Source organism: Geomonas sp. RF6, assembly GCF_021044625.1.
Taxonomy (GTDB): Bacteria; Desulfobacterota; Desulfuromonadia; order Geobacterales; family Geobacteraceae; genus RF6.
In genome coordinates, this window is record NZ_CP087999.1 from 4722484 (window position 1) to 4746305 (window position 23822).

The following is a 23822-nucleotide window of genomic DNA, read 5'->3' on the forward strand; positions in this document are numbered from 1 at the left end:
TCCACACGAACCTACGCGTGAATCCCACGCTGTCCCAAAAGCTCGACAAGGTAAGCGGCGCAGCCGCCATAGCGCAATGCCACCTTATGCCGGAAACGCTGCGCTTATTCCGGCCTACATGGCTACACGGCATCTCTGTAGGCCGGGATAAGCCGGAGGCGTTCCCGGCGGTCCACACGCGCCTACGCGGGAATCCCAAGCTGTCCCAAAAGCTCGACAAGGTAGGCGGCGCAGCCGCCATAGCGCAAGGCCAGCTTATGCCGGAAACGCTGCGCTTATTCCGGCCTACATGGCTACACAGCATTCCTGTAGGCCGGGATAAGCCGGAGGCGTTCCCGGCGGTCCACCCGCGCCTACGCGGGGAATCCTACGCTGTCCCAAAAGCTCGACAAGGTAGGCGGCGCAGCCGCCAGCGCACGGCCACCTTATGCCGGAAACGCTGCGCTTATTCCGGCCTACATGGCTACACAGCATTCCTGTAGGCCGGGATAAGCCGGAGGCGTTCCCGGCGGTCCACACGAACCTACGCGTGAATCCCACGCTGTCCCAAAACCTCGACAACGTACGCGGCGCAGCCGCCATGGCACAATGCCACCTTATGCCGGAAACGCTGCGCTTATTCCGGCCTACATGGCTACACAGCATTCCTGTAGGCCGGGATAAGCCGGAGGCGTTCCCGGCGGTCCACACGCACCTACGCGGGAATCCCCAACTGTCCCAATAGCCTCGACAAAGTATCTGCGTCGTACGGTTTCGGATATGCCGCGCAAAAGCCGTGCTCGTTCCAGGCGCTCATCACCGGATCGTTGGAATACCCGCTCGACACGATCAGACGGGCGCCGGGATGCAGCTTGAGGATCTGCTGCGCGGTCTCTCTCCCCCCCATGCCGCCGGGGACCGTTAGATCAAGGATCCCCACCTCGAATGGCCTCCCTGCCTCACAGGCTTCCCGCCACAGGTTCACCGCTTCCTCACCGGTGCAGCACGCAGTCACCACGTATCCCTGCTTCTCCAGCACATCTCGCGCAAGATCGCGGATAATTTCCTCGTCATCCATCACCAGCACGGGGGTCCCCTCGGCGCTCACCGCTGCGGCTATCTCTTCCTCTGGTTGCAGCGGTGCCTCCGGCTTTCTGATCGCCGGAAGATAGATCGTGAAGGTCGTTCCCCTGCCGGGGGTGGAGCTGAAGGTGATGGCGCCTCCGTGTCTGGTGATGATGGAGTGGGCGGTGGCGAGCCCCAAGCCTGTGCCGACCTCCGCCTTTGTGGTGAAGTACGGGGTGAATATCTTCGGGCTGTCCTCCTCGCTGATGCCGCACCCCCGGTCTATGAAGGAGAGCTCTACATACTCCCCTGCCGTCTTCACCGGGATCTTCTCGCTTTCGCTGCTGACGTTTCTTCCCCGCACCGTCAACACACCGCCACCCGGCATCGACTGCACGGCGTTGATGCAGATGCAGTTGAATGCCTGGCAGATCTGGCCGTCGTCCACATACACGTTGTGGAGCGCTTCGGGGAATTCGAGGCGGCTCGCGACGGAGGAGCCGGTGGTGGCAAGGGTGACTGATTCCTCCACCAGTTTTACCAGTGAAACAACCTTCTTCACCGGGGCTCCGCCGCTGGCAAAGGTCAGAAGCTGCGTTGCGAGCCCCGCCGCCCTCTTGGAGGCCTTCTCCGCGTAGCGCAGGAGCTCGTAGGCGCGGTGAGACTCCCCGAGCATCTTCCTGGCAAAGGAGATATAGCCGAGGACGCCGGTGAGGGCGTTGTTGAAGTTGTGCGCGATCCCCCCTGCCAGCACCCCTATCGATTCCAGCTTCTGGTTTCTGATGATCTGCTGCTGCAGGAGCTCCCGCTCCGTCATATCTATCAGTATGTCCACCGTGCGCCCGCCCGAGAGCTGGTTCGTGCAGCTCAGGTCGCGCACGGAGCCGTCCTTGCACACCACCCGCACATCGTAGAAGGAGCTCTCCGTCGCTCCCCCCCGCCATGCCGCGATCGCCTCCGCACGCAGGGACGCCACCCGCTCCCGCTGTGCTTCGTCGGGGCAGGCGTGGGAGAGCCACTCGTCGAAGGTGCGCGCTTCGTTGTAGAGGTAGCCGATGCGCTCCAGCATGAAGTGATTCAGGTACTCCACGGTGCCGTGGGTGTCGGACCACACGATCCCCACCGGCAGCTGCTGCACGAGATTCCTCAATTCCTGCTGGGCCTGGACCCTTTCCTCCACCTCTTCCTCGAGCGCCTGATTCAACTCGACAAGCCGCTCCTTCGAAGCGGTCTCCTGGCGCACCGCCTCCAGGAGATCGGCGTTGAGACGCCGGTTCTCCTCGTCACGCTGACGCAAAGTTTCTGCAAGAACGTTCACGGCGGCGGACGCCCTACCCGGCTCGTCATCAGAATTCACCTCGATGCGGGAGACGTAATCACCGCTGTGCACACGCTCGAGCCCCTCCATGAGGGCCTGGAACGAACGGGTGACCCGTCGCAGCAAGAGGTGGCAGGAGAAGGAAACGACGAGCCAGAAGAGGATGGCGTAGGCGCACCCGGTCACGACCACCCTTTGCGCGCTCGCCTGCAGATCCTCCGTCCCCCTTGAGAGGCGCACCGTGCCGATGAGGTCGCCTGCGCTGTCGGTCTCCCCGACTGCCGTCTCGGGCCACAGCGGCGCGGCGGTGCTGCGGATTTCCACCTCTTTGGTTATATGATGCGCGGAGACGGCGCTTGCGACTTCGGGAATGCGCACCAGCACGGCACCGTTGGCCGAGACGATTTCCACGGCCTTTACCTGCGGCAGCCTCACGATCTCCTCTGCCAGGTGCTTCAGGAGCTCACGGTTCTCCGCGTAGAGGGGAAGCCGGATGGAGTTGGCGAAGGCGTTGGCGGTGAGCTGCAGTTTCTCGGACGCCTCGCGCCTGTGCTGGCGGATCTCGCGCACCACAAAAAGGGAAACGAAGAGGGCGGTGAGAACGAAAGTTAGAAGGGTAAAGAGGAGAAAGAGCTTCAGCTGGAAGCTGGAGCGGGAGGGTGTGAGCCGCGAAAGGAGCTTTCTGTTATTCATACCTGCCATCACTTCTGCACCACCGGTGGCCGAAAGCCACAGCAGGATATGAGTGGACCGAGAAGCTGAGCGTGAGAGATTTTTCTGAGGCTGTAATAGTTATTATGGGAATGACCTTTGTGAGCCAAAGTAAGCGTACCTAACCGTTCAAAGATTAGGGGGAATTTAACACAAACGTTTTCAAATGCAAGTACTATCTGCAGACAACGAGTTCAAGGTGTAAGGGAAGGGATGACAGAACATTACAAGGTTATAACTTATTGCAATTGTAACAAACAGGGTTCTAGAAACGCTTTGACATTAGTAAAGGAAACTGGTAAGAAGCAGGCAAATTTTTGCATCACCCTTTCATTACCCTATTGTTGCGTTGGTACCTGTTGCTACGAACCCTCGTTTACATATTCGTCTTCGCCGGCCTCTCCCTTTGGTGGCCCGTCGCTCCCGCGAGCGCTGTAGAAGATGCTGACGAGCTCTCCCGCTCCCTCGGACTATCCGCAGAGGAAGGGGGCACCATCTCCCGTTTCCCCCGCCCCGCTTCTAAGATCGCCGAAAATGTCACCATTATCACCGCCGACGATATAGCTCGCGTCAATGCCCACACCCTTGCCGACGTGCTGCAGACCGTCGCAGGCGTGCAGCTCGACGAGGTGACGACCCCCGGGACCTTCTCCTTCATCAGCGTCCTCGGAACGACAACACGGCACATTCAGCTCCTCATCGACGGCGTCCCGCAGAACTTCCTGAGCGCGGACAACATCGCCGACCCCGGGTCGATCCCGGTGCAGATGATCGACAGGGTCGAGATAATAAAAGGAGCCGCCTCAGCGGCCTGGGGCTCCGCCCTCGGCGGGGTGATCAACGTCCTCACGAAGTCGCCCAACGCGGAGCAAACCGTGGGAGGAATCGCCTCCGCCTCCCTCGGCGAGCAGAGCACCACCGACGCGCGCGCTGAGATCACCGGCACTGCAGGAAAACTCGGCTACTACCTCACCGGAGGGAACATCCACTCCCAAGGGCTCATTCCCGGCAACGGGACGACCCTGAACCACCTCTTTGCCAAACTCACATACGACCTCCCCACAGGGGGGAACCTCGCCTTCGGATTCGACCTGCGCGACAACTCGCCGGGGCAGGGAACCTTCCCCAAATACGACTACACCGGCACGGGGAATATCGACAACCTGAGCGGCCGTCTCACCTTTACCCATCCACTGGCCGACCGGCTGAACCTTTCCGTGCAGGCCTCCGGCGGACGCCGCTCCATCTCAACACAGCAGGGACCGATCAGCGAGCCGTTCCTCTACCGGGACGGCGCGGCGAAGGAAATCTTCCACAACGCGAAGGCCGAGATCAACTGGGGTGACGCGGAAGTAAATGTGGTCGGCGGTATCGACTTCCAGTCGGTCGATATCTGGCAAAGGGAGCTGGTGACTATGGATCCCGCCGCCAATTTCACCGCCTCCTTCAAGCGCACCGGCGCCTATCTAAACGGCACCTATACCATAGGGCGCGTCTCCATCCTCCCCGGGGTGCGGTTCGACCACTCAAACCTCGTGGAGGATGCCTTAAGCTATACCCTCGGCGCGACGGTGCGCCTCACCGACAACACGATCCTGCGGGCATACGGCGCACGCGGCTATAGCCTGCCGATGATCAACAACGTGGAGGTCCTGAACGGGCGGCGCCAGCTGCAGAACCTCTGGACAGTACAGGCAGGGGTGGAGTCGGCGGCCATCCCGTACCTCTGGGTAAAAGGGACCTTCTTTTACAACAACATCTGGAACATCCAGACCTTCACAGGCACGCTCGGTGACGGCGGCGTCGTCCTTGCGGAGCAGACGAGGCAGGGATTCGACGCAGAGCTGCGCACCTCGCCGATTTATGGCGTCGCACTCAGCGCCGGCTACACCTACAGCGATTCGCGCGACAAAAAGACGGGGCTGGAGCTGACGGGGGACACCGGTCCGCGTGAGGGGCTGAAGCTCGGGGTCAATTACGACAACAGCGCCATCGGCAGCCGCGCCTCTCTCCTTGGCAACTACGTCTACTACAACCTGCCGGGATATGACTCAAAGCTCTCTTCCATCATCTGGGACCTGCATCTGACCCAGAAGCTCTTCCCCAGCCGGGAGCTGTCGCCGGAGATCTTCTTCTCCCTGCACAACATCTTTAACGACGATCAGTATCAGTTCGATCTCCGTCCCAACACCCCCCGCTGGGTGGAAGGTGGCATGAGGTACCGGTTCTGATGCGCAGACTGGTCCTGTCCATAGCCCTTGCGGCGTTGACCGTACTCCCTGCCTGGGGGGCTGACATCCTCGTGCTGCAGTCGCAGCGCGCCCCCGCCTACAGCGAGGCGCTGCGCGGCTTCCGTGCCGCGTGCAAAGAGTCGGAGCAGACGATCATCCTCAGCGACTACGCGGAGGTGAACGTCGAGCGACTGGTGAGGGAAGAGCGTCCGCGGGTGATAGTGGCGATGGGTGACAAGGCTCTTGCTGCTGCGAAGATGGTGCGGGAGATACCGGTGGTATCCATCCTCTCCCTGAACATACTCAGAGAGCACGCGGATAACGTCGGCGGCATCACCCTTCTTGCGGCGCCGGAGCAGTACCTGAAGGCGTTTGGCACGATCGGGGTGGAGAGGGTCGGCGTCCTGTACGACCCCGCAAGGTCCGGCCGGTATCTGAAGAGGGTGACGCAGGAAGCAAAGCAGATGGGGATCACGCTGGTGCCTGAACCGGTGAGGGCACCCCGGGATATCCAGTCGAAGCTCGAATCGCTGAAGGGGAATGTTGAGGCGCTCTGGGTGCTGCCGGACAGCACCGTGTTCAGCAGCGTCAACATGGAGGCGTTCCTCCTCTTCTCCGTGGCACACAACGTGCCGATCATCACCTTCAGCAGTCAGTACCTCCAGTACGGCGCGGCGGCAGCGCTTGACCTCGACTACTTCGACATCGGTGTGCAGGCCGCGGAGATGGCAGTGGCGCGCATCTACACCCCGTCCTCCAGGAAGGTTCCCACGGTCGACCCGCGCCGGTCGCTGCTGCGCACCAACGATACCGTCCTCAGAAAGGTCGGACTGAAGGCGAGATAGCTTTTACTCACCGAACCAGATTCAGGATCAGGTATTCAAGGCAATCAAGGGCTTGCAGCACTAAAGGAGACATCACGCCCCCCCCTTTGCGAAGGTTCTTCCGGAAATTCCGAGGGAGCGTGGGTGCATTGCCACGAAGCACTGCAGAAGGCCTAACGTTCCCCCCTTTGCGAAGGGGGGGCAGGGGGGATTTGCCTTGGGTACCTCCTCCAGACCTCACCCCGAAGCCGGTTTCTTAAAAACTGGATCAACTAAAAAAGCCGTCCCCACCTGGAGACGGCTTTTTCATTTCGTGCAGGCCGACCTAAACCTTACGGCGCCTTGAAGAACGCCACCTTGTTCGCGTTGCAAACCGGGCACTTCTCCAGGGGCTCGCGCTCGACGGTGTGGCCGCAGACGTTGCAGATGTAGTAGTCGTAGCTCGCCTCTCCCTGCTGCAGGGAATCGAGCATCTTCTGGTACAGGCCGGCATGCACCTTCTCCACCTCGTTTGCCCAGGTGAAGCCGCGCTCCGCCTGAGCAGCGCCTTCGGCTGATGCCTCCGAGATCATCTGCGGATACATCTCGGTGAACTCGTGGGTCTCCCCCCCTATCGCCTCGAGAAGGTTCTCGCGGGTACTCTTGATCCCGCCGAGCACGCGCAGATGCATGTGCGCATGTACCGTCTCCGCCTCAGCCGCAGCGCGGAACAGTTTTGCTGCCTGGAGGTACCCTTCCTTCTCCGCCTGCTTGGCAAAGGCAAGGTACTTGCGGTTTGCTTGGGATTCGCCGGCGAACGCGGCAGCCAGATTTGTTTCAGACTTAGTCATTGTGCCCTCCATAAAATTGAAGATGTACTCTTTCGCCCGAGCTTCCCAGGCAGACAGCACAGAAATATAGCACATGAAACGACATTGTCTCTAATTTTTCTCTCTAAGCCACGCCACATGACATGGAGTAGCTAGAAATGACAATAGCTTATGCCGATGCGAGGCACCGTATACCATATGCCTGTCCACTTCTACTTCAAATCCTTCCTGGTACTTCGATGGCGGCGCATATCGCACATGAGTTTGACTTAAGGATCCTTAAAGCTATTCTCTCAAAGGTGATTTTTCACTGACAGCACTGCGAGGATATGAACTATGGCTCCGCGTAACAGTGTCGGATACGTGGTCAGACTTTCCGAGCCAGCACTGATAGGAATGATCCTCAACGGGCTCGAAGCATACTCCGTTATGCACGACCGGAGAGCGCGTTTCGTCGAGACTTACGGCTGCCTATTCGGATACCAGGCAACGATGCTGGACGAAAGGACGCTGTACCAGGTGGAAATGGCGAATATCGACACCTCGGCAAAGAGAAAAGCGGATGGGGTGAAATATTACCCCGAGGCGATGATACTGAAAGCGGAGACGATGCACTGCTACTGGCCGCACCTTGAGTACCTCGGAGACTTCCACACCCACCCCTATGAGAGCTGCTCCAGGGTGCGCTCGGCACCGAGAGAGGCGGGGGATGGCTCAGGGGATAGCAAGGGCTATTTCTTTTCCGTAGAGGATAAAAAGAGTCTCAGGCACCTTACGAAACAGTGCAGGGAAAACAACATCAGGTATAGAGTGGGCTTGGCAGTTGCGATAGCAGCATTGGATGATCTAAAAAGGAAGGAACCGGCACATATTCACAGCAACTGCATAGCGTTTAACATCAAGAGGCATCGCATGTGGATCACCGCGTACTGTGCCTATGAGAATGGCCACTCCTGGCAGTACACCGAAAACAGAGACAACACTGTTTTTCTTGAATGTCAATCGGTGTTGGGAAGTATCGAGAGCTTCTTCTGACCCGTTCACAGCGGTTCCAGCAGCACCCGCTTTTCCTGCATTTCTAGACAGTTACACAAACCTTCGGGGCAGTACCGGAAGGTTTGATTTTTTTTGGGCGATATGGTCCAATAGCAATTAGCGGCAACTCACCCCGCCCAGGAGGTAAGACATGAAGATTAAAAAAGAGGATTGCCCTCGTAGCATAGATATGGTAACCGAAGACTTCTCCGACAAATCTGATTCCACCGTAACATGCACCAGATGCGGTGCCAGCGCACACGATCCTTCACTTCTTTGCAGCCCGGATGTTACTCTCGCCTCAAGCACCCAATTGAGGGAAGGCAGCCAAAGCAGTTTTAGCAGCCAGAGCGGGCAAAGCGATTTCCAAAGCGGACAGAGTCAATCCAGCCAGAGCCAGAGCCAATTTGGCCAGAGTCAGAGCCAGTTTGGCCAGGGCCAGAGCAGCCAGGGGCAGAGCAAGAACATCCAGAACCAGAGCCAAAGCAACCTCGGGAAGAGTGAAGAAGATGTAGACCTTGGGGAATAGTGTCTACTAGCGTGGTATAAACCGCTTCAAAAAGGCCCGGACCTGACATCCGGGCCTTTTTCCGTTTTTGCGGCGTATTATGCTTCAACGAAGCGCCGCGCGAGCCCTCGCGGCCCCCCCTCTGCGAAGGCTCATCCGAGAATGCCGGGGGAGTGTGGGTAAATGCCACGAAGCACTGCAGAAGGCCCAACGTTCCCCCCTTTGCGAAGGGGGGGACGCGAGGCCTCGCGCGGCCCTTCATTGGAACATACTACGGCTTCCCCGGAATTCGCGGATGAGCCTGCGAAGGGGGAACGCTACCTCGCTTACTCCTTTGAAAGCACACACTCGCTGTCCACGGATGCCTCGGCTCCCTCGAGTAGTTGCCGCCCCAGAAGGTCGCTGTAGATCCCGTCTTTTATCAGTTTCTTCGACTTTTCTATATCCGGCGCAAAGTAGCGATCCTCCTCGTAAAAGGAAACTTCCTGGCGCAATTGCCTTTTCGCCTCTTCAAGGAGCGGGGAGCTTTTGTTTGGTGCGCGAAAATCGACGCCCTGGCAGGCGGCGAGGAGCTCGATGGCGACGATCCCCGCGCTGTTGTCTGTCATCTCCAGCAACCGCCTTGCCGCAAATGTGGACATGGAGACGTGGTCCTCCTGATTGGCCGAGGTGGGGAGGCTGTCGACGGAGGCGGGGTGGGCAAGACTCTTGTTTTCGCTGGCGAGTGCCGCGGCGGTGACCTGCGCTATCATGAAGCCGGAATTGAGCCCCCCCTTCTCCACCAGGAACGGTGGAAGCTTGCTCAGGTTCGCGTCGATGAGGAGCGCGATGCGACGCTCCGACAGCGCGCCAACCTCGGCAATGGCGAGGGCCAGGTTGTCGGCGGCCAGCGCCACAGGCTCGGCGTGAAAATTTCCCCCGGAAATCACGTCCTGGGAGTCGGCAAAAACGAGGGGATTGTCGGAGACCGCATTCGCCTCTATCAGAAGGATCCTGGCCACGTGCCTGATCTGGTCGAGGCATGCCCCCATGACCTGTGGCTGGCAGCGCAGGGAGTAAGGATCCTGGACCGCGCCGCACCCCTCGTGCGAGGCCTCTATTTCGCTATGGGCCAGCAGGTGGCGGTAGGCAGCGGCGACGTCGATCTGGCCGCGATGGCCGCGCACCTCATGAATGGGAGCCTCGAACGGTCGTCTGCTGGCAAGGGCGGCCTCGACGCAGAGACTCCCCGCAACGAGCGCCGCGCAGAAGAGATCTTCGGTGGCAAAGAGCGCTTCCAGCGCAAAAGCGGTGGAGGCCTGGGTACCGTTGAGAAGCGCCAGCCCTTCCTTCGGCGCGAGGGTGACCGGCTCGAGCCCAGCAATCTCCAGCCCGCGCCGCCCCGAAAGGCGTTCTCCACGATGCAGCACCTCCCCCTCACCCAGGAGGACCGTGCTCATGTGGGCCAGAGGGGCAAGGTCTCCGGAGGCCCCGACGGACCCTTTCTGAGGGATGCATGGGTACACCTCCGCCTCCAGCAGGCGCGCCAACGCCTCCACAACCTGGAGACGGATCCCGGAGTAGCCGCGGGCGAGGCTGTTTATCTTCAGTACCATCAGGAGGCGGACGGTCGATTCCGCCATGAGCGCCCCCGTCCCGGCTGCATGGGAGAGGACGATGGCGCGCTGCAGGTTTTCCAGCTCTTCGAGAGGGATGCGCGTCCGTGCCAGGAGCCCGAACCCCGTATTGACCCCGTAGATGGCGCACCCTTCCTCGATCATGCTCCGCACCGTCTGGACCGAGCGCTCGACTGCCGCGACGCACCCGGGATCGAGGTCGACCCGAACCGCCTCGTCCCTGACCTGGCGCAGTTCCTTGAGGGTGAGGTTCCCCGGGTGGAGTTTGAGGGTGAACATGATCCCTCCTCAGGCCTCGCATGACAATACAGCCGGAATTCGGCCGGTTACTGTGGTGCCTGCCCCGCCCCGCCTTTATAACATCGGCAGGTCGAGACCATTCTCCCTCGCGCACTCAATCGCCTGCTCATACCCGGCGTCTGCATGCCGCATGACGCCGGTGCCGGGATCGTTCCGGAGTACCCGCGCCAGACGCCGGGCCGCACCTTCGGTGCCGTCCGCAACGATGACGAGTCCTGCATGCTGGCTGAAACCGATGCCGACTCCGCCGCCGTGGTGGAAACTGACCCAGGTCGCGCCGCTTGCGGTGTTGAGAAGGGCGTTCAGGATGGGCCAGTCCGAAACAGCATCGGAGCCGTCCGCCATCCCTTCAGTCTCCCTGTTCGGGCTGGCGACGGAGCCGGAGTCGAGGTGATCCCTCCCGATGACGATCGGCCCCTTCAGCTCCCCCTGCGCCACCATTTCGTTGAATGCGATCCCGAGCCGTGCCCGGTCCTTCAGCCCTACCCAGCAGATGCGCGCGGGGAGCCCCTGGAACTTGATGCGCCTGCGGGCGAGATCGAGCCAGTTGTGCAGCAACCGGTTCTCCGGAAGGAGCTCCTTTACCTTCTCGTCGGTGCGATAGATATCCTCCGGATCACCGGACACCGCCACCCAGCGGAAGGGGCCGATCCCCTGGCAAAATAGCGGCCGGATGTAGGCGGGGACGAACCCGGGGAAGTCGAAGGCATCCTCGACACCCTCTTCGAGAGCGATCTGCCGGATGTTGTTCCCGTAATCGAAGGTCTGTGCCCCTCCCCTTTGCAGCGCGAGCATGGCGCGAACATGGGTCGCAATGGATGATCTCGCAGCCTTCTCCACCGCCGCAGGATCGTCCCGTCGCATCACTCGCGCCTTTTCCAGCGACCACCCCGCCGGCAGATACCCGTTCAAGGGGTCGTGCGCGCTCGTCTGGTCGGTGACCATATCGGGGAGGACGCCGCGCCTCGCCATCTCCGGAAGTATCTCCGCGCAGTTCCCGAGGAGACCTACGGAGAGCGCTTCGCCGTCGCGCCGCGCCCTGTCGATCATCTCCAGCGCCTCTTCCAGATCGGTGACCTTCCGGTCGAGGTACCCCGTCGCAAGCCGCTTGTCGATCCGCTTCTCGTCGCACTCAACGGCAAGAAGAGAGTATCCCGCCATCGTTGCCGCCAGCGGCTGCGCCCCTCCCATCCCCCCGAGCCCGCCGGTGAGGACCCAGCGCCCCCTCGCCTCTCCTCCGAAATGCTTTTGCGCGGCAGCAGCAAAGGTCTCGTACGTCCCCTGCACGATCCCCTGCGACCCGATGTACACCCAGGAGCCGGCCGTCATCTGCCCGAACATCATGAGCCCCTTCCGGTCCAGCTCGTTGAAGTGCTCCCAGGTCGCCCAGCGAGGGACGAGGTTGGAGTTGGCGATGAGGACGCGCGGCGCGTCGGGGTGCGTCTTGAAAACACCAACCGGCTTTCCGGACTGCACCAGGAGGGTCTCGTCATCCTCGAGCCGGCGCAGCACCTCCACGATGCGGTCGTAGCACTCCCAGTTGCGCGCGGCCCGCCCGATACCGCCGTAGACCACCAGCTCTTCCGGGCGCTCGGCCACCTCCGGGTCGAGGTTATTCATGAGCATGCGCAGGCACGACTCGGTAAGCCAGCTTCTGGCACTCCTCTCACCCCCTCTGGGGGCCCTGATGTGGCGGGGGGGATCGAGCCGCTCCTTCATGGGATCTCTCCTTCCGTATCGGGTACGCTCTCTCCCGGCGAAGTGACGAAAGAGCGCGCCACCAGATAACAGAGCCTCGCCGCGACCTTTGCGGTGCGACCGTCGCCGTCAAATTCGGGGTTCATCTCCGCTATCTCCGCGACCGCGACCTTCCCCCCATCTTCACCTATAACCTGCAGGAGGTGTTCTACGACTTCCAGCGCTACGCCGCGCGGCGCAGGTGCGCTGACGCCGGGAGCCACGGAGGCCGGGAGGATGTCGAGATCGATGCTCAGGTGAATGAAGTCGCACCGGGCGAGGAAGTGCCGCACACGCCGCTCCGCTGCCGCCATGTTCCACGCCGCCAGCTCTTCGTCGAGGAGCCACTCCGCGCCGAGTGATCCTGCCCGGCGGAAAAGCGCGGCGGTGTTTCCCGGCTCGCTCACGCCGAGGCAAAGGTACCTGAAAGGAAGGTTCTCCTCTTCCTGTCTGCGTGCGATCTGCAGAAAGGGGGTGCCGGAAGTAGAACGCTCCGCGGCGCGCAGGTCAAAGTGTGAATCGAAGTTGATGACACCTATCTCGCCGCGCATCTTCCCAGCGAAGAGGCGGCTTTGCAAGCCGAGGAAGGTGCCGAGCGCCATCTCGTGCCCGCCGCCGATCAGGAGCGGGAAATGTTCCAACTCGAGAAGGGCCGCCACCCAGCGCGCCTGCTCCTCCTGTACCCCCTCGAGGTCGTCATTCACGCAGATGAGGTTCCCGGCGTCGTAGAGCGGCCTTTCCTGGTGCCAGGCGAAAGGCGCGAGGGCCTTGCGGACCGCATCCGGCCCGTTGCGCGCCCCCCCTCTTCCGAGGTTTCGTGTCACCCCGGCGTCGCTGCAGACCCCGAGCAGCGCAAGGCCGGGGGGAGCATGCCGCTCCCCCCGCGGGTCGAGAAGCCGGACCCGCTGATGCCACCGCTCCCCCCCTTCCTCGGCATCGACCCTCCCCTGCCAGAGGGAGATCTGCGTCTCTTCATGCACGGGTCACTACCCCCTTAAGGACGCGCTGGAGAGGGGCGGAGAGCCCCACCTCGGAGGGGAGTTGCGCCGGGTCTTCCAGATCCCACACGAGGAAGTCCGCCTCTTTCCCGACGGTCAGCGTTCCGAGCCGGTCCCCCCACCCGAGAGCTCGTGCGGCATTGCGGGTGACGCCGGCAAGCGCCTCCTCGGGGGTGAGCCCCCAGAGGAGGCAGGCGAGGTTCATGATGAGGCGGATCGAGGCGAAGGGAGAGGAGCCGGGATTGAGATCTGTGGAAAGGGCCATCGGTACGCGGTACTCTCGGAAGAGCGCGACCGGCGGCATCCTCGTCTCTTTCAGGAAATAATAGGCGCCGGGGAGAAGGGTGGCGACGGTGCCGGCCTGCTGCAGCGCGCGCACCCCTTCTTCCTCGAGTTGCTCCAGGTGGTCGGCGGACCATGCACCGTAGGCGGCGGCAAGGGCGGCGGCGCCGGTATCGGAGAGCTGCTCTGCGTGTATCTTGAGACCGAGCCCGTAGTCGCGCGCGGCCAGGAAAAGGCGTTCCGCCTGCATGGCGGTGAAGGCGATTTTCTCGCAAAAGACGTCGACGGCGTCGGCGAGCTTCTGTATGGACACCCGCGGGATCAGCTCGGTGCAGATGAGGTCGACGTAGGCGTCGGACTTGCCGAGATATTCCGGGGGAACTGCGTGGGCGGCGAGGAGTGTGGCACTGATCCGCACAGGATGTTCCTCGCGCAGACGCTGCACCACCCGCAGCATCTTCAGCTCGTCATAGACGTTAAGCCCGTACCCCGACTTGATCTCCACCATGGTGCACCCCTCGGCGATGAGGGACAAGAGGCGGGGGCGCGCCTTCAGGAAAAGCTCTTCCTCGCTGGAGGCCCGGGTGGCCTGCATCGTGGAGCGGATCCCCCCGCCGGTGCGGGAGATCTGCTCGTAGCTCATCCCCTGCAGCCTCTTCACGAAGTCGCCGGCGCGGTTTCCTCCGTACACAAGATGGGTATGGCAATCGATGAAACCGGGGGTAATCAGGGCGCCGCGGCAATCGGTAACCTCCTTGTCGAAGCCGGAGAGATCAAGCCCCTCCATCGGGGCGATGACAGCGATAAGGCCGTCGCTGACGCCGAGGGCGTAGTGCTCCAGCATGGCATAGCCGGCACCGGTTGCCGGGTCAAGGGTTACGAGGCGCGCGTTGGTCCAAAGACGGTCACAGTTGCTTATTTCCTGATCCATGGCTCACCTGCAAAGGGAATTGGTGGATATTGATATCGTACACCATGGTGAGAATTCGCGTCACCTGCATCGGGAATAATTTCGGGGAGATCCGATAGGGGAGCGGTTATGGTGGGGGGAGCGGTGAGGGGCGTTGCGGGGAGGAATTTCTTCAGCTCAGACTGAGAAAGGCGTTGCATGCGCAACGCCTTTCGTGGTGCAACGACACTCGCAGCAAGTGCATCACGTCCTTCTGTAAGCACGCCGCTTTCCATAGACGGCGAGGCTGAAGAATGCGGCCCCGAAGAGCACGAATGTGCCAGGTTCGGGGACCGGAGTGACGGCGTAATCGAAGGAGCTGACGTTGACGATAGACCACGGATGGGTGAGAATGGCGCACAACTGCAGCATGTCATCCCCGGTGGGCTCGTAGTAGAACGCGTCGTTGCCGGAGAAACCCAACCCCGACGAGGTGTTGAAGTTCAGGGTGCTGACATCGATCCCGTTGACCATGGTCATGAAAGTTGCACTGTCCCCGTGGCCGCCGAAGGCCCCGCCGACCGACACCCGCGCGCCCGGCCCGCTCCACGGGGTGGTAATGAAGTCGGTCAGCATGACCGTCAAGGTGCCCGCCCCAAAGAAGGTCGAGTCGAGGGAGTTGAGGTGCATGTACGGTGTGCCGCCACTAGCGGTGGAAATGCCGATGTCGACCGTCAGGAACCACTCGTAAAAGGGACCTGCAAAAGCCACGATCCCGGCGATCGGGCTGCTGTCGTGGGGACCGTTGTCCTCGATCGTCATGACGTGGGTGCCGTCGTCCAGAGACAGGGTCGGCCCGATCGGTGTTGCAGAAACTGACGCTGCAGCTAATAGGATGGTGAGACCTGTTGCTACCGCAAGAATCAATCCTTTCTTCATGGCTTCCTCCTACGTTGTTTTACAGAAACCAAGCTTCGAGAACGCGTCCTTTATCACCTCCCTTTCGTGGATTTGCATCTCCTGCCTTGCTACCTGCTTCCGTGCATCACCTCCTCGAACTGTGGATTTGACCTCGTCCTGGTGCATCAGACGTGCGAGGTTGCCGCATAGGGAGATCTCCTTTACGGCTTCAGGGTCACATTGTGAAAGGAGCTGCGACAGCGTCGTTCCTTCAGCAGTCGCAAGACCGGTACCATGACACGGCGAAGCAGCTTGGGAATTTTTAATGGCAAATCGGATACTTCCCGCTCCGGTGTCATTCAACGCCGGTCGGCTCCTGTGCAAGGAATGCACAAAGGTTCAAAGAGAGGGCGATTTGGAAGAGGCTTCTCCCTTGAAAGGGCATGCCATAACGCGAAAGGGCACGGCTCCCTCCGGGTGACCGTGCCCTTTCCTGCGCCGTTGCTGATCCGTTAACAGCTCCTCTTACTTCATGCTGAAACTCCCGAAGGTGACCGCGCCGGTGGTGACGGAGAGGCTGCCGCTGACGGTGGTAATCCCCGTCTTGCTGGTGAACCCGGCATCATAGCCGCCGAACACGGAGACGCTGATGTTCTTGTCGAAAGTGAGGTTCTCCGTGAGACTCAGGTTGCGCACCAGTATCGTCCCGTCCTCAGACAGCGACTGGTAGGCCGCGCTGATCGAGGGGTAGCAGACGGAATTGGTAAGGGCTACGCAGCTCGGGATGGTGCCGCTCTCCCTGACGCTGAAGGTGTGGGTCCCCCCGTTGTAGCCGCCATTGTAGGTGAAGGAGATCTTTCCTTCCGCGTCCGAGAGGCAGATACCGGCGGAGCACCCCGCTCCCCCGATGCCGAGGCCGGTTACCGTGTCGACCGCGACCGCATAGTACCTGCTCGGCTGCAGATCACCGACCGTGTGGGCGGTCTGGAGGTACCCGATGGTGGAACTCGATTCCCGCCAGCTCTTTTCAAAGACACCGCTCGTTTCCCAGGCGTTGATGACGAGATTCATCCACTCGTCGTACTTGCCGGAGGTAAAGCCGCCGCTCGGCGCGATGACGAGGTGTGCCGCGGTCCCGGCAGGGGGAAGCGTGTTGCGGAACTTCCCGTCGCTGTAGATCCGCACGTTGGAAGCGGTGTCGGGCGCATCGAACCCCATGGTGTAGGGGGGCTGGAATTCGAAGGCCCCGAGATCGGGGGTGCCGTAGATGGGGTTCCCGAGGATGTCGGTGCTGATCCCTGAAATGGCGACCCCTGCGTCGATGGAGGGGGAATCCCACCTGAGCGTGTAGTCGTCGGTGAACTCCCCGTTGAACCTCGGGTTGACGGAGCTCCCCTGCGCCTCGAAGCCGAGGCTCCTGAAGGCGGGGAAGGTGTAGGAGGCGCCGTTGTAGTAGAGATAGGCGGTACGACCGCGGTCAAAGGAGTTGTTGAAGTCGCTGCTGTTCCCCGAGCCGTTGATGCGGTACTCCGAGTTTCCCGATGCGGTCACGCTGTCGGTGTAGAAGTTGTTGTCACGGATGTCGCTGTCCACCGCCTCGAGCTGGACACCCGGGCCGAACCCGCCGTCGACGCCGTTGTAGGCGAAGGTGTTGCCGTAGACCTTTATCCCGCTGTGTTCCTGGCCGGTGAAGTTCTTGTGGATGTACCCCCCCGCTCCGTAGTTGCGGTAGAAGAGGTTGTGGGCGATGGTGGCGTTCTTCGCGCCGCCGACGGTATAGTTCTGCATGTACAGGCCGTGCGTGCCGTTTCTATACGACCGGTTGCCGGTGACCTTCAGGTTGCTGTAGGTATAGTTCGCCGCGGCCTTGAAATCGATCCCGTTGTGAATGTTGTTGAAGATCGTGTTGTTCTCGATGGTGATGTTGGAGGAGGGGCCGTAGTAGCAGTCGACCGAGACGCCGTTCCAGGAGGAGTCGCGGAATATGGAGTCGTGGACGTAGACGTCGTTGACCGTCTGCCCCTGCACCGTGGAGAGGTTCGTTCCCTGGCATCCGTTGTGGTGGGCGACGATGTCGTTGATCTCTATCCCGGTCAGCTTCATGAAGAGGAGCGACTCGCGGTCCGAGTTCTTCAGCTCCAGCCCTTCGAACTTGGTGTAATTCTTCCCGCTGACGAGGATGCTGTTGGCACGGGTGCTCGCTTCGTAGAGATTGGAATCGGGAAGGACCGGGGTGGAGGGGATGACGTAGAGGAGCCAGTTCTTGGTGTCGATCGTCCAGGTGCCCGCCTGCATACGCGCGGCGGTGGTGGCAAGGTCCGTGCTCCAGGCCACTTTTTTGAGGGCGCTCCTGTTTTCAAAGAGGGTGCTGGAGTCGAAGAAGGCATACCCCTGGTAGATGTCGCTCCCGTCGGAGCCGGAGACTCCGGTGGCGTTCCATCCCCCGCTCTCCGACCCGTTGATGTCGCAGTTGGCGAACTTCACGTCGTCGATCCCCAGCCGCATGCTCAACCCAGCAGGGGCATAGTAGGTGTTCCCCATGCTGACTTTCTTCAGCGTCTTCGTATCGCTGTCGATGCCGGAGAGATTGAAGATCAGCGCTCCGTTTATCCACACCTGCACCGCGCCGTCGTTGGCACCCGCTGCGCTGGCGGCTTTCACATGGACCTTCACGTCATACCAGATCCCGTCCTGGACGCTCGGGGCCGCCGGCACATAGTAGTCAAAGCCGCCGTCCCTCTCCACCCTGACCCGCCAGACCGGCGCGCCGTTGGCGTTGATCAGCCCGACGTAGGCGCCGTCGATGACACCGCTTCCTACGACCGCCTGGTCCTTCGTCCAGGTGTACCCCTTGATGAGGCTGAAGCGGTACATGAGCCACCCCTCCTTCATGGCAGGGACGTCTCTGGTCAGGTAGTCGCCGTAGTTGTTGTCGACGCCGTCCAGGACCGCCTCCAGGTGGTCGTTCGTGGCTTGAACGGTGCCGCGCCCTGCCGCCCACCCCCTGACCGCATTGCCGGTGAAGGTGTCGTTTATGATGTAGGGGATGCCGTTGACGATATTGGAGCCGCTGATGACAGGTCTTGAGCCTGTGCCGTAGGTGCCGAAGGTGATGACGCTTCCGAGCGCCCCCGATGACGGCGGGGTCAGCTGCTCCCGCCACATCTCTCCGCGCTTGAAGAGGATGCTGTCGCCAGGGGCAAAAGAACTCCCGTTGACCCTGGAGATCGTCTTCCACGGCGTGCTGGCGGACATGCCATCGTAGGAATCGTTTCCGTTCGTTGCGTCGACGTAGTACACCGCCGCCTGCACTGCCGTGGCCATGCTGATTACTACCAGAATGGCAAGAATGACTGCCTTGACTGCTCTCACATCGAAAGATCGCATACCTTCCTCACCTTTTACCTTTATGTTTGCAGCGCTAGATCGCTGCCAGAGAGCAGCATCTGGTTTCTCCTCACCATCGCCTCGATGGAAACGGCCCCAGCCTTTAAAAAAGTAAGCATTTTAGATAGTTATTGATGGCGAAGAATTAAGGAGAGGGAAAAAAGGTAGGGAGGGAGGGATGGGTTTGCATACTAGCACGCGTGTCAAGCACAAGCGAGGGTTTGCGGCGATAGTCAAGGAGGAAAGTGCCCCCTTAGTGACACCGCTCACACTTCGGGGGCACTACCTGCTGAATCGTCAGCGTCAGGTCGGGAGGCCGAACTGCCCTGTCTCCACCCACTCCCCCTTGATCATGGACCAGCAGTCGATGGCAAGCCCTCTGAGGACGTAGTCGTACGGCAGCCATCCATATCCGGCGGAGCCCCAACCGGTCCCCCAGGAATTCCGTATCAGGAGCGCGCCTGTGGTCTCCACCCCCCCCTTCAGGGTGTTCTTGATCTTCATGTTATCGTCGAAGCCGACAACGGCGATGGCATGGCCGCCGAGTACCTTCTCCGTCGCCACCGGGAAGGGGATCTTTCCTGTGGCGCTCCCCTGCGAGATCGAGTCGTAGACGGTGAAGCCGATGATGGAGACAAAGCCGGAGGCGAGGTACTTCTTGATGTTGTTCAAAAAGCTCGTGGGGCTCGTTCCCGGCGGGTCGAGCCGGAAGTACTGCACTGCCTGGAAGTTCTGGGCAAAGGCGTAGCAAAAAGCGCTCGGCTCCTTGTCAAAGTCCGGCACGGAGTACGGATAGTACTTTTCAGGGGGAGAGCCGAAGAGGGTCAGCGCCCCCATGGTGGCGCGCAGGAAGGCGCCGGTGTCGCCGGTCCACCCCAGGAGGTTGCGGGTGACCTTGTAGATAAAGAGACGGGAGCAGTCTATGTATTTCCCCTGTGCTCGCTGCTCGAAGTATTCATACATCCCCGCCGCCGCGTTCGCGGTGCAGGAGCCGAGGGTCAGCTGGTTCTCCACCGGGGAGCACCACTCCCTCAGGTCGATCGACCCCTTCTCCAGCGCCGCATGCTCGGCTCCCCCCTCCCCGCCCCCTTCTCCTTCGCCTGTTGCATGATCCCCCTGATGGCAGGGTGGTCGGGGGTGTAGTCCCTGATGTCTGGGTGATCCGGAATCCAGCCCATTCCCACAATCTGTGTCATGGTCTCCTCCTGCTGTTTTTGTAGTTGCGGCTCGCGGGGCCGCATTCCCAAAGAAGAGGTCCGGGAGGGATGAAGATCGGTAGCAGCCGGATGGTCTGCACGTCTTAGATAATAGAGACTGGGGAGGAAGAGGCAACTCGCCCTCTTTGATTGAGAGCGGGGGCGCAGCGCGGTGGAAAACGCGCCTCAAGAAGGGGCGGAAAGTTCCGATACGGAGAAGGCGCCCGGGATAAAAGAGGCGCAGACAAGGACGGTTAAAGAATGGAAATCGTGACGGTACACAGCTGGGAAGAACTGCAGAGTGAACTTTTCGAGGGATCGTGGAATCCCGCTCTCGGGCGCTTCCGCTCGCGCTACGCCTTTCGTGGGCTTTCCGATGCAGCCTACCGCCTAAACACGACGCTCATGCGGCTCGGGGGGGACTACGCGGCCCTCGAACGGCACCTCCTCAGAAATTTCAAGAAATACGCGCACCGCAGCGGCGCAGAGCGGGACTCCCTGTGGCACTGGCTCTCCGTGGCGCAGCACTACGGGCTCCCTACCCGCATCCTCGACTGGACCTATTCACCCTTCGTCGCCATGCATTTTGCGACCTCCAACATCGAGAAGTACTCCACCGACGGGGCGATCTGGGCGATAAACTACGACAAGGCGCACCAGATGCTTCCCGCGCCCCTGAGGGAAAAAGTCGATCTGGAGGGGGCCCATGTGCTGACCGTGGAGATGCTTTCCGAGGCGGTGAGCTCGCTGGCGGAGCTGGAGGAGATGGCGGAGCGCAGCATCGCCATTTTTTTCGAGCCACCTTCCCTGGACGACCGCATCGTAAACCAGTTCGCCCTCTTCTCCGTCATGTCCGACCCGCGCAAGGGGCTGGACGACTGGCTCGTAGAGCACCCCGGTATGGGGCGAAAGATCATCATTCCCGCGGCGCTCAAGTGGGAGATCCGCGACAAGCTCGATCAGGGGAACATCACGGAACGGGTCCTCTTTCCCGGACTGGACGGGCTGAGTCGCTGGCTGAAGCGCCGCTACAGCCCGAAGACCTGAAGCCCGCCTGCGCTCTCCGCCTCACCTCCCCTCGTCACTAACCGCGTCACGGGGGCTAAATCTTCGCCGCTAAAGGAAAACGGGCAGATTCCGATATGGGAATGGCGGCGCTGTAAGCGCTCCCTTCACCATCAGCTACGACGGGCGCCCCTCTTTCGCAGGCTCGCACAAAAGGTCGATACTTCATGCATCGTTATCTGACTCGATTCGGACTCCTCGAGGGGTTCATCGCCCTCGTCACGGCGCTATTCCTCGTGCTCATCACGCTCGACTACTATCACGCCGAGCAAAGTGGAGCGGTCCAGGCCCAGGCCCTCCTCACACAGACCGAGCGTACGGTGACCGGCGAGGTGCAGCAGTTGACCTCGGCCACGGCGACCCTCCTCGACCAGCTTGAAGAGGGTTACAGAAAAGGGAGCGTGGACTTCAGGCGCCCCGAGTCGGTGAACAACCTGGCGATACCGTTACTGCGACGCTACGGCACACTCACCGCGGTTAAAGAGGGGGATCCCGAAGGGAACGGCTTTCTCCTGCTGCAGACCCCCACCGGGTGGAAGAACCGCCTGCACGACGGCACCACTCCTGGTATCGTCACCTGGATCACCCTCGCCCCTGACGGGAGCGAGCTCTCGCGCAAGAAGGAAAAAGAAGTATACGATCCGCGTACCCGTCCCTGGTACACCCTCGGCAGCGCCTCCGGCAAGATCTCCTGGAGCCGGCCCTATCTCCTGTGCGCCCCCTCGGCCCTCGGCATCACCGCTGTGAAAAGACTCGGCAGGGGAGCCGGTGTGGTGGGGGTGCACCTGGAGCTGAAGGATCTCTCTGCATTTCTTGCCAAATGCTCCTCACAGTTGTCAGGAGCCCGCGTAGTAATCACCGATGGCGGCGGAAACGTGCTGGCAACTTCCGACTCAAGGCTCGTGGCGCGACTCGCGCGCCTGAGTGCCCCCCCTACCCTGCGGGACAACTCTTTCGCCGTCGAGCGCCTGGCGGTCCAGGCGCTGGGTGCAGGGGGAAACGCGTTTCGCCGCCTGAAGACGCCGGAAGGAGTGATCTACAGCAGCGTGAAGGAGGTGGAGGTAGCGCCGGGGCAATCGTTCAGGATCGTCCTCCAGGTACCGCGCTCGATCTTTACCGGGAGCTTCCTGAGCCAGCTCGCGTGGAAGACGGCGGCTTACCTGGTCCTCCTCTTCAGCGCCTCGCTGGTATACCTCTGGCGCTTTATCTTTCCGCTGCGCAGACTGGTCCCGCTCATGAAGAGTTGCGACTTCTCCATGCCGCACTTCTTCCCGGAGACCGGCCGCCAAGACGAGGTGGGGCTGATATATCGCCACCTGAACCAGATGACGGCGACCCTGGTAGAGGGGATGGTGGCGCTCACAGCCAGTGAGGAGCATTACCGTCTCCTCGCCGAGAACATGCAGGACGTCTTCTGGCGCACCACACCCAGGTACCTCTTTACCTATGTAAGCCCGTCGGACGAGAGACAGCGCGGGTACACAGCCACCGAGGTGCTCGGAAAGCCTTTCTGGGAAACCCTCTCACCATGCTCCATCGAGGAGTTCAGATCGATGGAGGAAAAGCAGCGCGAGCTTGTCAGGCGCGGGGAACGGCTGCAGACGGTTGTACTGCAGGCGGAACAGCTGACGAGGAAGGGATCAATATGGGTGGAGATCGTGTGCACCCCGATTTACAACGACAATGCCCTGGCGGGATTCCAGGGTGTCACCCGCGACATAACCAGCCGTCGCACAGCCGAGGAGGAGGTGCGCAGGGCCCATGAGTACCTGAACAGCGTGCTGAACACCATCGGGGATCCGGTCATCGTGAAGGACAACGACTGCCGCTTTGCCCTCGTAAACGATGCAGCTTGCAGACTCTTTGGACGAAACCGCGAGGAAATCCTCGGAAAGAAGGACTCCGATTTTGTGCCGCTGGAGCAGGCAGAGGTATTCAACGCCATCGACCGGCACGTTCTGGACAGCGGCGAAAGCAACAGGAATGAAGAGGTCATCAACGGACCGGACGGCAGCGTCCTCACCATCCTCACCCGCAAGACCCGCTACGAGGATGCGGCAGGAAACCGCTTCGTGGTGGCGGTGATACGCGACATCACGGAGCTGCGGGAGGCCCAGGGGAAGGTCATGGCGAGCGCGCGCCAGGCGGGGATGGCGGAGATCGCGGTGAACGTCCTGCACAACGTGGGAAACGTGCTGAACAGCGTCGCCGTCTCGGCCGGCCAGGTCATCGGGATGGTGCAGACCTCGAAGGCACCGGGGCTGTCGCGTGCAGTGGCGCTTCTGAACGCAAACGCCGGAGATCTCCCGCGCTTTCTCACGGAGGAGAAGCGTGGCAGGCTCCTGCCGGACTATCTGCAGAAGCTCGCGGACGCTCTGAAGGAGGAGCAGGCGCAGGTACTCGATGAGCTCGACCGGCTGCGCAAGAGCGTGGAGCATATCGAGGAGGTCATCGCCACGCAGCAGCGCTATGCCGGCGCCTCCGGGATCGTGCAACCGGTACAGGTGCGCGACCTTCTGGAGGACGCCCTCCACATAAACGCGGAGGCGATCCGGCGGTACTTCGTAACGGTGGAGCGGGAGGTCTGCGACATCGGGCATATCCCGCTCGACAAGGCGCGGCTCCTCCTCATCCTGGTGAACCTGATCAAGAATGCGGTGTACGCCATGGCACGCGGTGGTGACGGAACGCGCCGGCTTGAGCTGCGAGTAGAAGTGGTGGGGGGGGCGGAAGAGTCGACACTGCGGATAGCGGTGGGGGACAACGGCGAAGGGATACCGGAGGAGAACCTGACGCGCATCTTCAACCACGGTTTCACCACGAAGAGGAAGGGGCACGGCTTCGGGCTGCACGGCTGTGCGCTAGCGGCACAGGAGATGGGGGGCACTCTGAACGCTGCCAGCGATGGAGCGGGAAAAGGCGCGACCTTCACGCTGGAGATCCCGCTGGCGGCGTAGAGTGCCGCGCCCCCA

At 61.2% G+C, this 23822-nt stretch carries 16 protein-coding genes; 6 read left to right on the forward strand and 10 right to left on the reverse strand.

Going from position 1 to position 23822, the window contains the following annotated elements; all coding sequences use genetic code 11:
* Nucleotides 1-694: 694 nt before the first annotated feature.
* A complete protein-coding gene (locus LPW11_RS20105) occupies nucleotides 695-3055 on the reverse strand; it encodes a hybrid sensor histidine kinase/response regulator (protein ID WP_230995648.1) in 2361 nt (786 codons plus the stop codon).
* A 377-nt stretch (nucleotides 3056-3432) separates the two neighbouring features.
* Between LPW11_RS20105 and LPW11_RS20110 the strand changes: the two genes are divergently transcribed.
* Nucleotides 3433-5304: a TonB-dependent receptor plug domain-containing protein gene (locus tag LPW11_RS20110; RefSeq protein WP_230995649.1), complete on the forward strand. Its 1872-nt coding sequence runs from the start codon at nucleotides 3433-3435 to the stop codon at nucleotides 5302-5304.
* On the forward strand, nucleotides 5304-6149 hold the full coding sequence (locus LPW11_RS20115) for an ABC transporter substrate-binding protein (protein ID WP_230995650.1): 846 nt from the start codon (nucleotides 5304-5306) through the stop codon (nucleotides 6147-6149). Before LPW11_RS20110 ends, LPW11_RS20115 begins: the two co-directional genes overlap by 1 nt.
* A 311-nt stretch (nucleotides 6150-6460) precedes the next feature.
* On the opposite strand, the gene LPW11_RS20120 is transcribed toward LPW11_RS20115, so the two are convergent.
* Nucleotides 6461-6958, reverse strand: coding sequence for a rubrerythrin family protein (locus LPW11_RS20120; RefSeq protein ID WP_230995651.1), 498 nt, complete (start codon nucleotides 6956-6958; stop codon nucleotides 6461-6463).
* A gap of 315 nt (nucleotides 6959-7273) precedes the next feature.
* Here LPW11_RS20120 and LPW11_RS20125 point away from each other — a divergent pair, with 315 nt between their 5' ends.
* Nucleotides 7274-7972 (forward strand): hypothetical protein, encoded by a 699-nt coding sequence (locus LPW11_RS20125; RefSeq protein ID WP_230995652.1) that lies wholly within the window; start codon nucleotides 7274-7276, stop codon nucleotides 7970-7972.
* 151 nt (nucleotides 7973-8123) lie between these two features.
* Complete coding sequence (locus tag LPW11_RS20130; RefSeq protein WP_230995653.1) at nucleotides 8124-8501, forward strand: hypothetical protein; 378 nt, start codon at nucleotides 8124-8126, stop codon at nucleotides 8499-8501.
* A 305-nt stretch (nucleotides 8502-8806) separates the two neighbouring features.
* Here LPW11_RS20130 and hutH read toward each other — a convergent pair whose 3' ends face one another.
* From hutH to LPW11_RS20170, 8 genes are all read right to left on the reverse strand, one after another.
* The gene (hutH, locus tag LPW11_RS20135) at nucleotides 8807-10375 is read right to left on the reverse strand and encodes a histidine ammonia-lyase (RefSeq protein ID WP_230995654.1); all 1569 of its coding nucleotides are present in this window, start codon (nucleotides 10373-10375) and stop codon (nucleotides 8807-8809) included.
* A 75-nt stretch (nucleotides 10376-10450) separates the two neighbouring features.
* The gene (hutU, locus tag LPW11_RS20140) at nucleotides 10451-12115 is read right to left on the reverse strand and encodes a urocanate hydratase (RefSeq protein WP_230995655.1); all 1665 of its coding nucleotides are present in this window, start codon (nucleotides 12113-12115) and stop codon (nucleotides 10451-10453) included.
* On the reverse strand, nucleotides 12112-13113 hold the full coding sequence (gene hutG / locus LPW11_RS20145) for a formimidoylglutamase (RefSeq protein WP_230995656.1): 1002 nt from the start codon (nucleotides 13111-13113) through the stop codon (nucleotides 12112-12114). The genes hutU and hutG overlap by 4 nt, the downstream gene beginning before the upstream one ends.
* On the reverse strand, nucleotides 13106-14344 hold the full coding sequence (gene hutI / locus LPW11_RS20150) for an imidazolonepropionase (protein WP_230995657.1): 1239 nt from the start codon (nucleotides 14342-14344) through the stop codon (nucleotides 13106-13108). Before hutI ends, hutG begins: the two co-directional genes overlap by 8 nt.
* 222 nt (nucleotides 14345-14566) lie before the next feature.
* Nucleotides 14567-15241 (reverse strand): PEP-CTERM sorting domain-containing protein, encoded by a 675-nt coding sequence (locus LPW11_RS20155; RefSeq protein WP_230995658.1) that lies wholly within the window; start codon nucleotides 15239-15241, stop codon nucleotides 14567-14569.
* Between the two features lie 486 nt (nucleotides 15242-15727).
* On the reverse strand, nucleotides 15728-18589 hold the full coding sequence (locus tag LPW11_RS20160) for a right-handed parallel beta-helix repeat-containing protein (protein WP_230995659.1): 2862 nt from the start codon (nucleotides 18587-18589) through the stop codon (nucleotides 15728-15730).
* Nucleotides 18590-18892: 303 nt separating this feature from the next.
* On the reverse strand, nucleotides 18893-19603 hold the full coding sequence (locus LPW11_RS20165) for a C1 family peptidase (RefSeq protein ID WP_230995660.1): 711 nt from the start codon (nucleotides 19601-19603) through the stop codon (nucleotides 18893-18895).
* Between the two features lie 17 nt (nucleotides 19604-19620).
* Nucleotides 19621-19785, reverse strand: a complete 165-nt coding sequence (locus LPW11_RS20170) for a hypothetical protein (protein ID WP_230995661.1) — start codon at nucleotides 19783-19785, stop codon at nucleotides 19621-19623.
* A 261-nt stretch (nucleotides 19786-20046) separates the two neighbouring features.
* Here LPW11_RS20170 and LPW11_RS20175 point away from each other — a divergent pair, with 261 nt between their 5' ends.
* Both LPW11_RS20175 and LPW11_RS20180 read left to right on the forward strand, forming a co-directional pair.
* A complete protein-coding gene (locus LPW11_RS20175; protein ID WP_230995662.1) occupies nucleotides 20047-20832 on the forward strand; it encodes an FRG domain-containing protein in 786 nt (261 codons plus the stop codon).
* 185 nt (nucleotides 20833-21017) lie between these two features.
* A complete protein-coding gene (locus LPW11_RS20180; RefSeq protein ID WP_230995663.1) occupies nucleotides 21018-23807 on the forward strand; it encodes a PAS domain S-box protein in 2790 nt (929 codons plus the stop codon).
* The last annotated feature ends 15 nt before the right edge of the window (nucleotides 23808-23822 follow it).

Coding starts and splice junctions, on each gene's coding strand:
- LPW11_RS20180 (WP_230995663.1), top strand. CDS start 21,018: ATGCATCGTTATCTGACTCGATTCGGACTCCTCGAGGGGTTCATCGCC.
- LPW11_RS20170 (WP_230995661.1), bottom strand. CDS start 19,785: ATGACACAGATTGTGGGAATGGGCTGGATTCCGGATCACCCAGACATC.
- LPW11_RS20175 (WP_230995662.1), top strand. CDS start 20,047: ATGGAAATCGTGACGGTACACAGCTGGGAAGAACTGCAGAGTGAACTT.
- LPW11_RS20160 (WP_230995659.1), bottom strand. CDS start 18,589: ATGCGATCTTTCGATGTGAGAGCAGTCAAGGCAGTCATTCTTGCCATT.
- hutI (WP_230995657.1), bottom strand. CDS start 14,344: ATGGATCAGGAAATAAGCAACTGTGACCGTCTTTGGACCAACGCGCGC.
- LPW11_RS20105 (WP_230995648.1), bottom strand. CDS start 3,055: ATGAATAACAGAAAGCTCCTTTCGCGGCTCACACCCTCCCGCTCCAGC.
- hutH (WP_230995654.1), bottom strand. CDS start 10,375: ATGTTCACCCTCAAACTCCACCCGGGGAACCTCACCCTCAAGGAACTG.
- LPW11_RS20115 (WP_230995650.1), top strand. CDS start 5,304: ATGCGCAGACTGGTCCTGTCCATAGCCCTTGCGGCGTTGACCGTACTC.
- LPW11_RS20155 (WP_230995658.1), bottom strand. CDS start 15,241: ATGAAGAAAGGATTGATTCTTGCGGTAGCAACAGGTCTCACCATCCTA.
- LPW11_RS20120 (WP_230995651.1), bottom strand. CDS start 6,958: ATGACTAAGTCTGAAACAAATCTGGCTGCCGCGTTCGCCGGCGAATCC.
- LPW11_RS20130 (WP_230995653.1), top strand. CDS start 8,124: ATGAAGATTAAAAAAGAGGATTGCCCTCGTAGCATAGATATGGTAACC.
- LPW11_RS20125 (WP_230995652.1), top strand. CDS start 7,274: ATGGCTCCGCGTAACAGTGTCGGATACGTGGTCAGACTTTCCGAGCCA.
- hutU (WP_230995655.1), bottom strand. CDS start 12,115: ATGAAGGAGCGGCTCGATCCCCCCCGCCACATCAGGGCCCCCAGAGGG.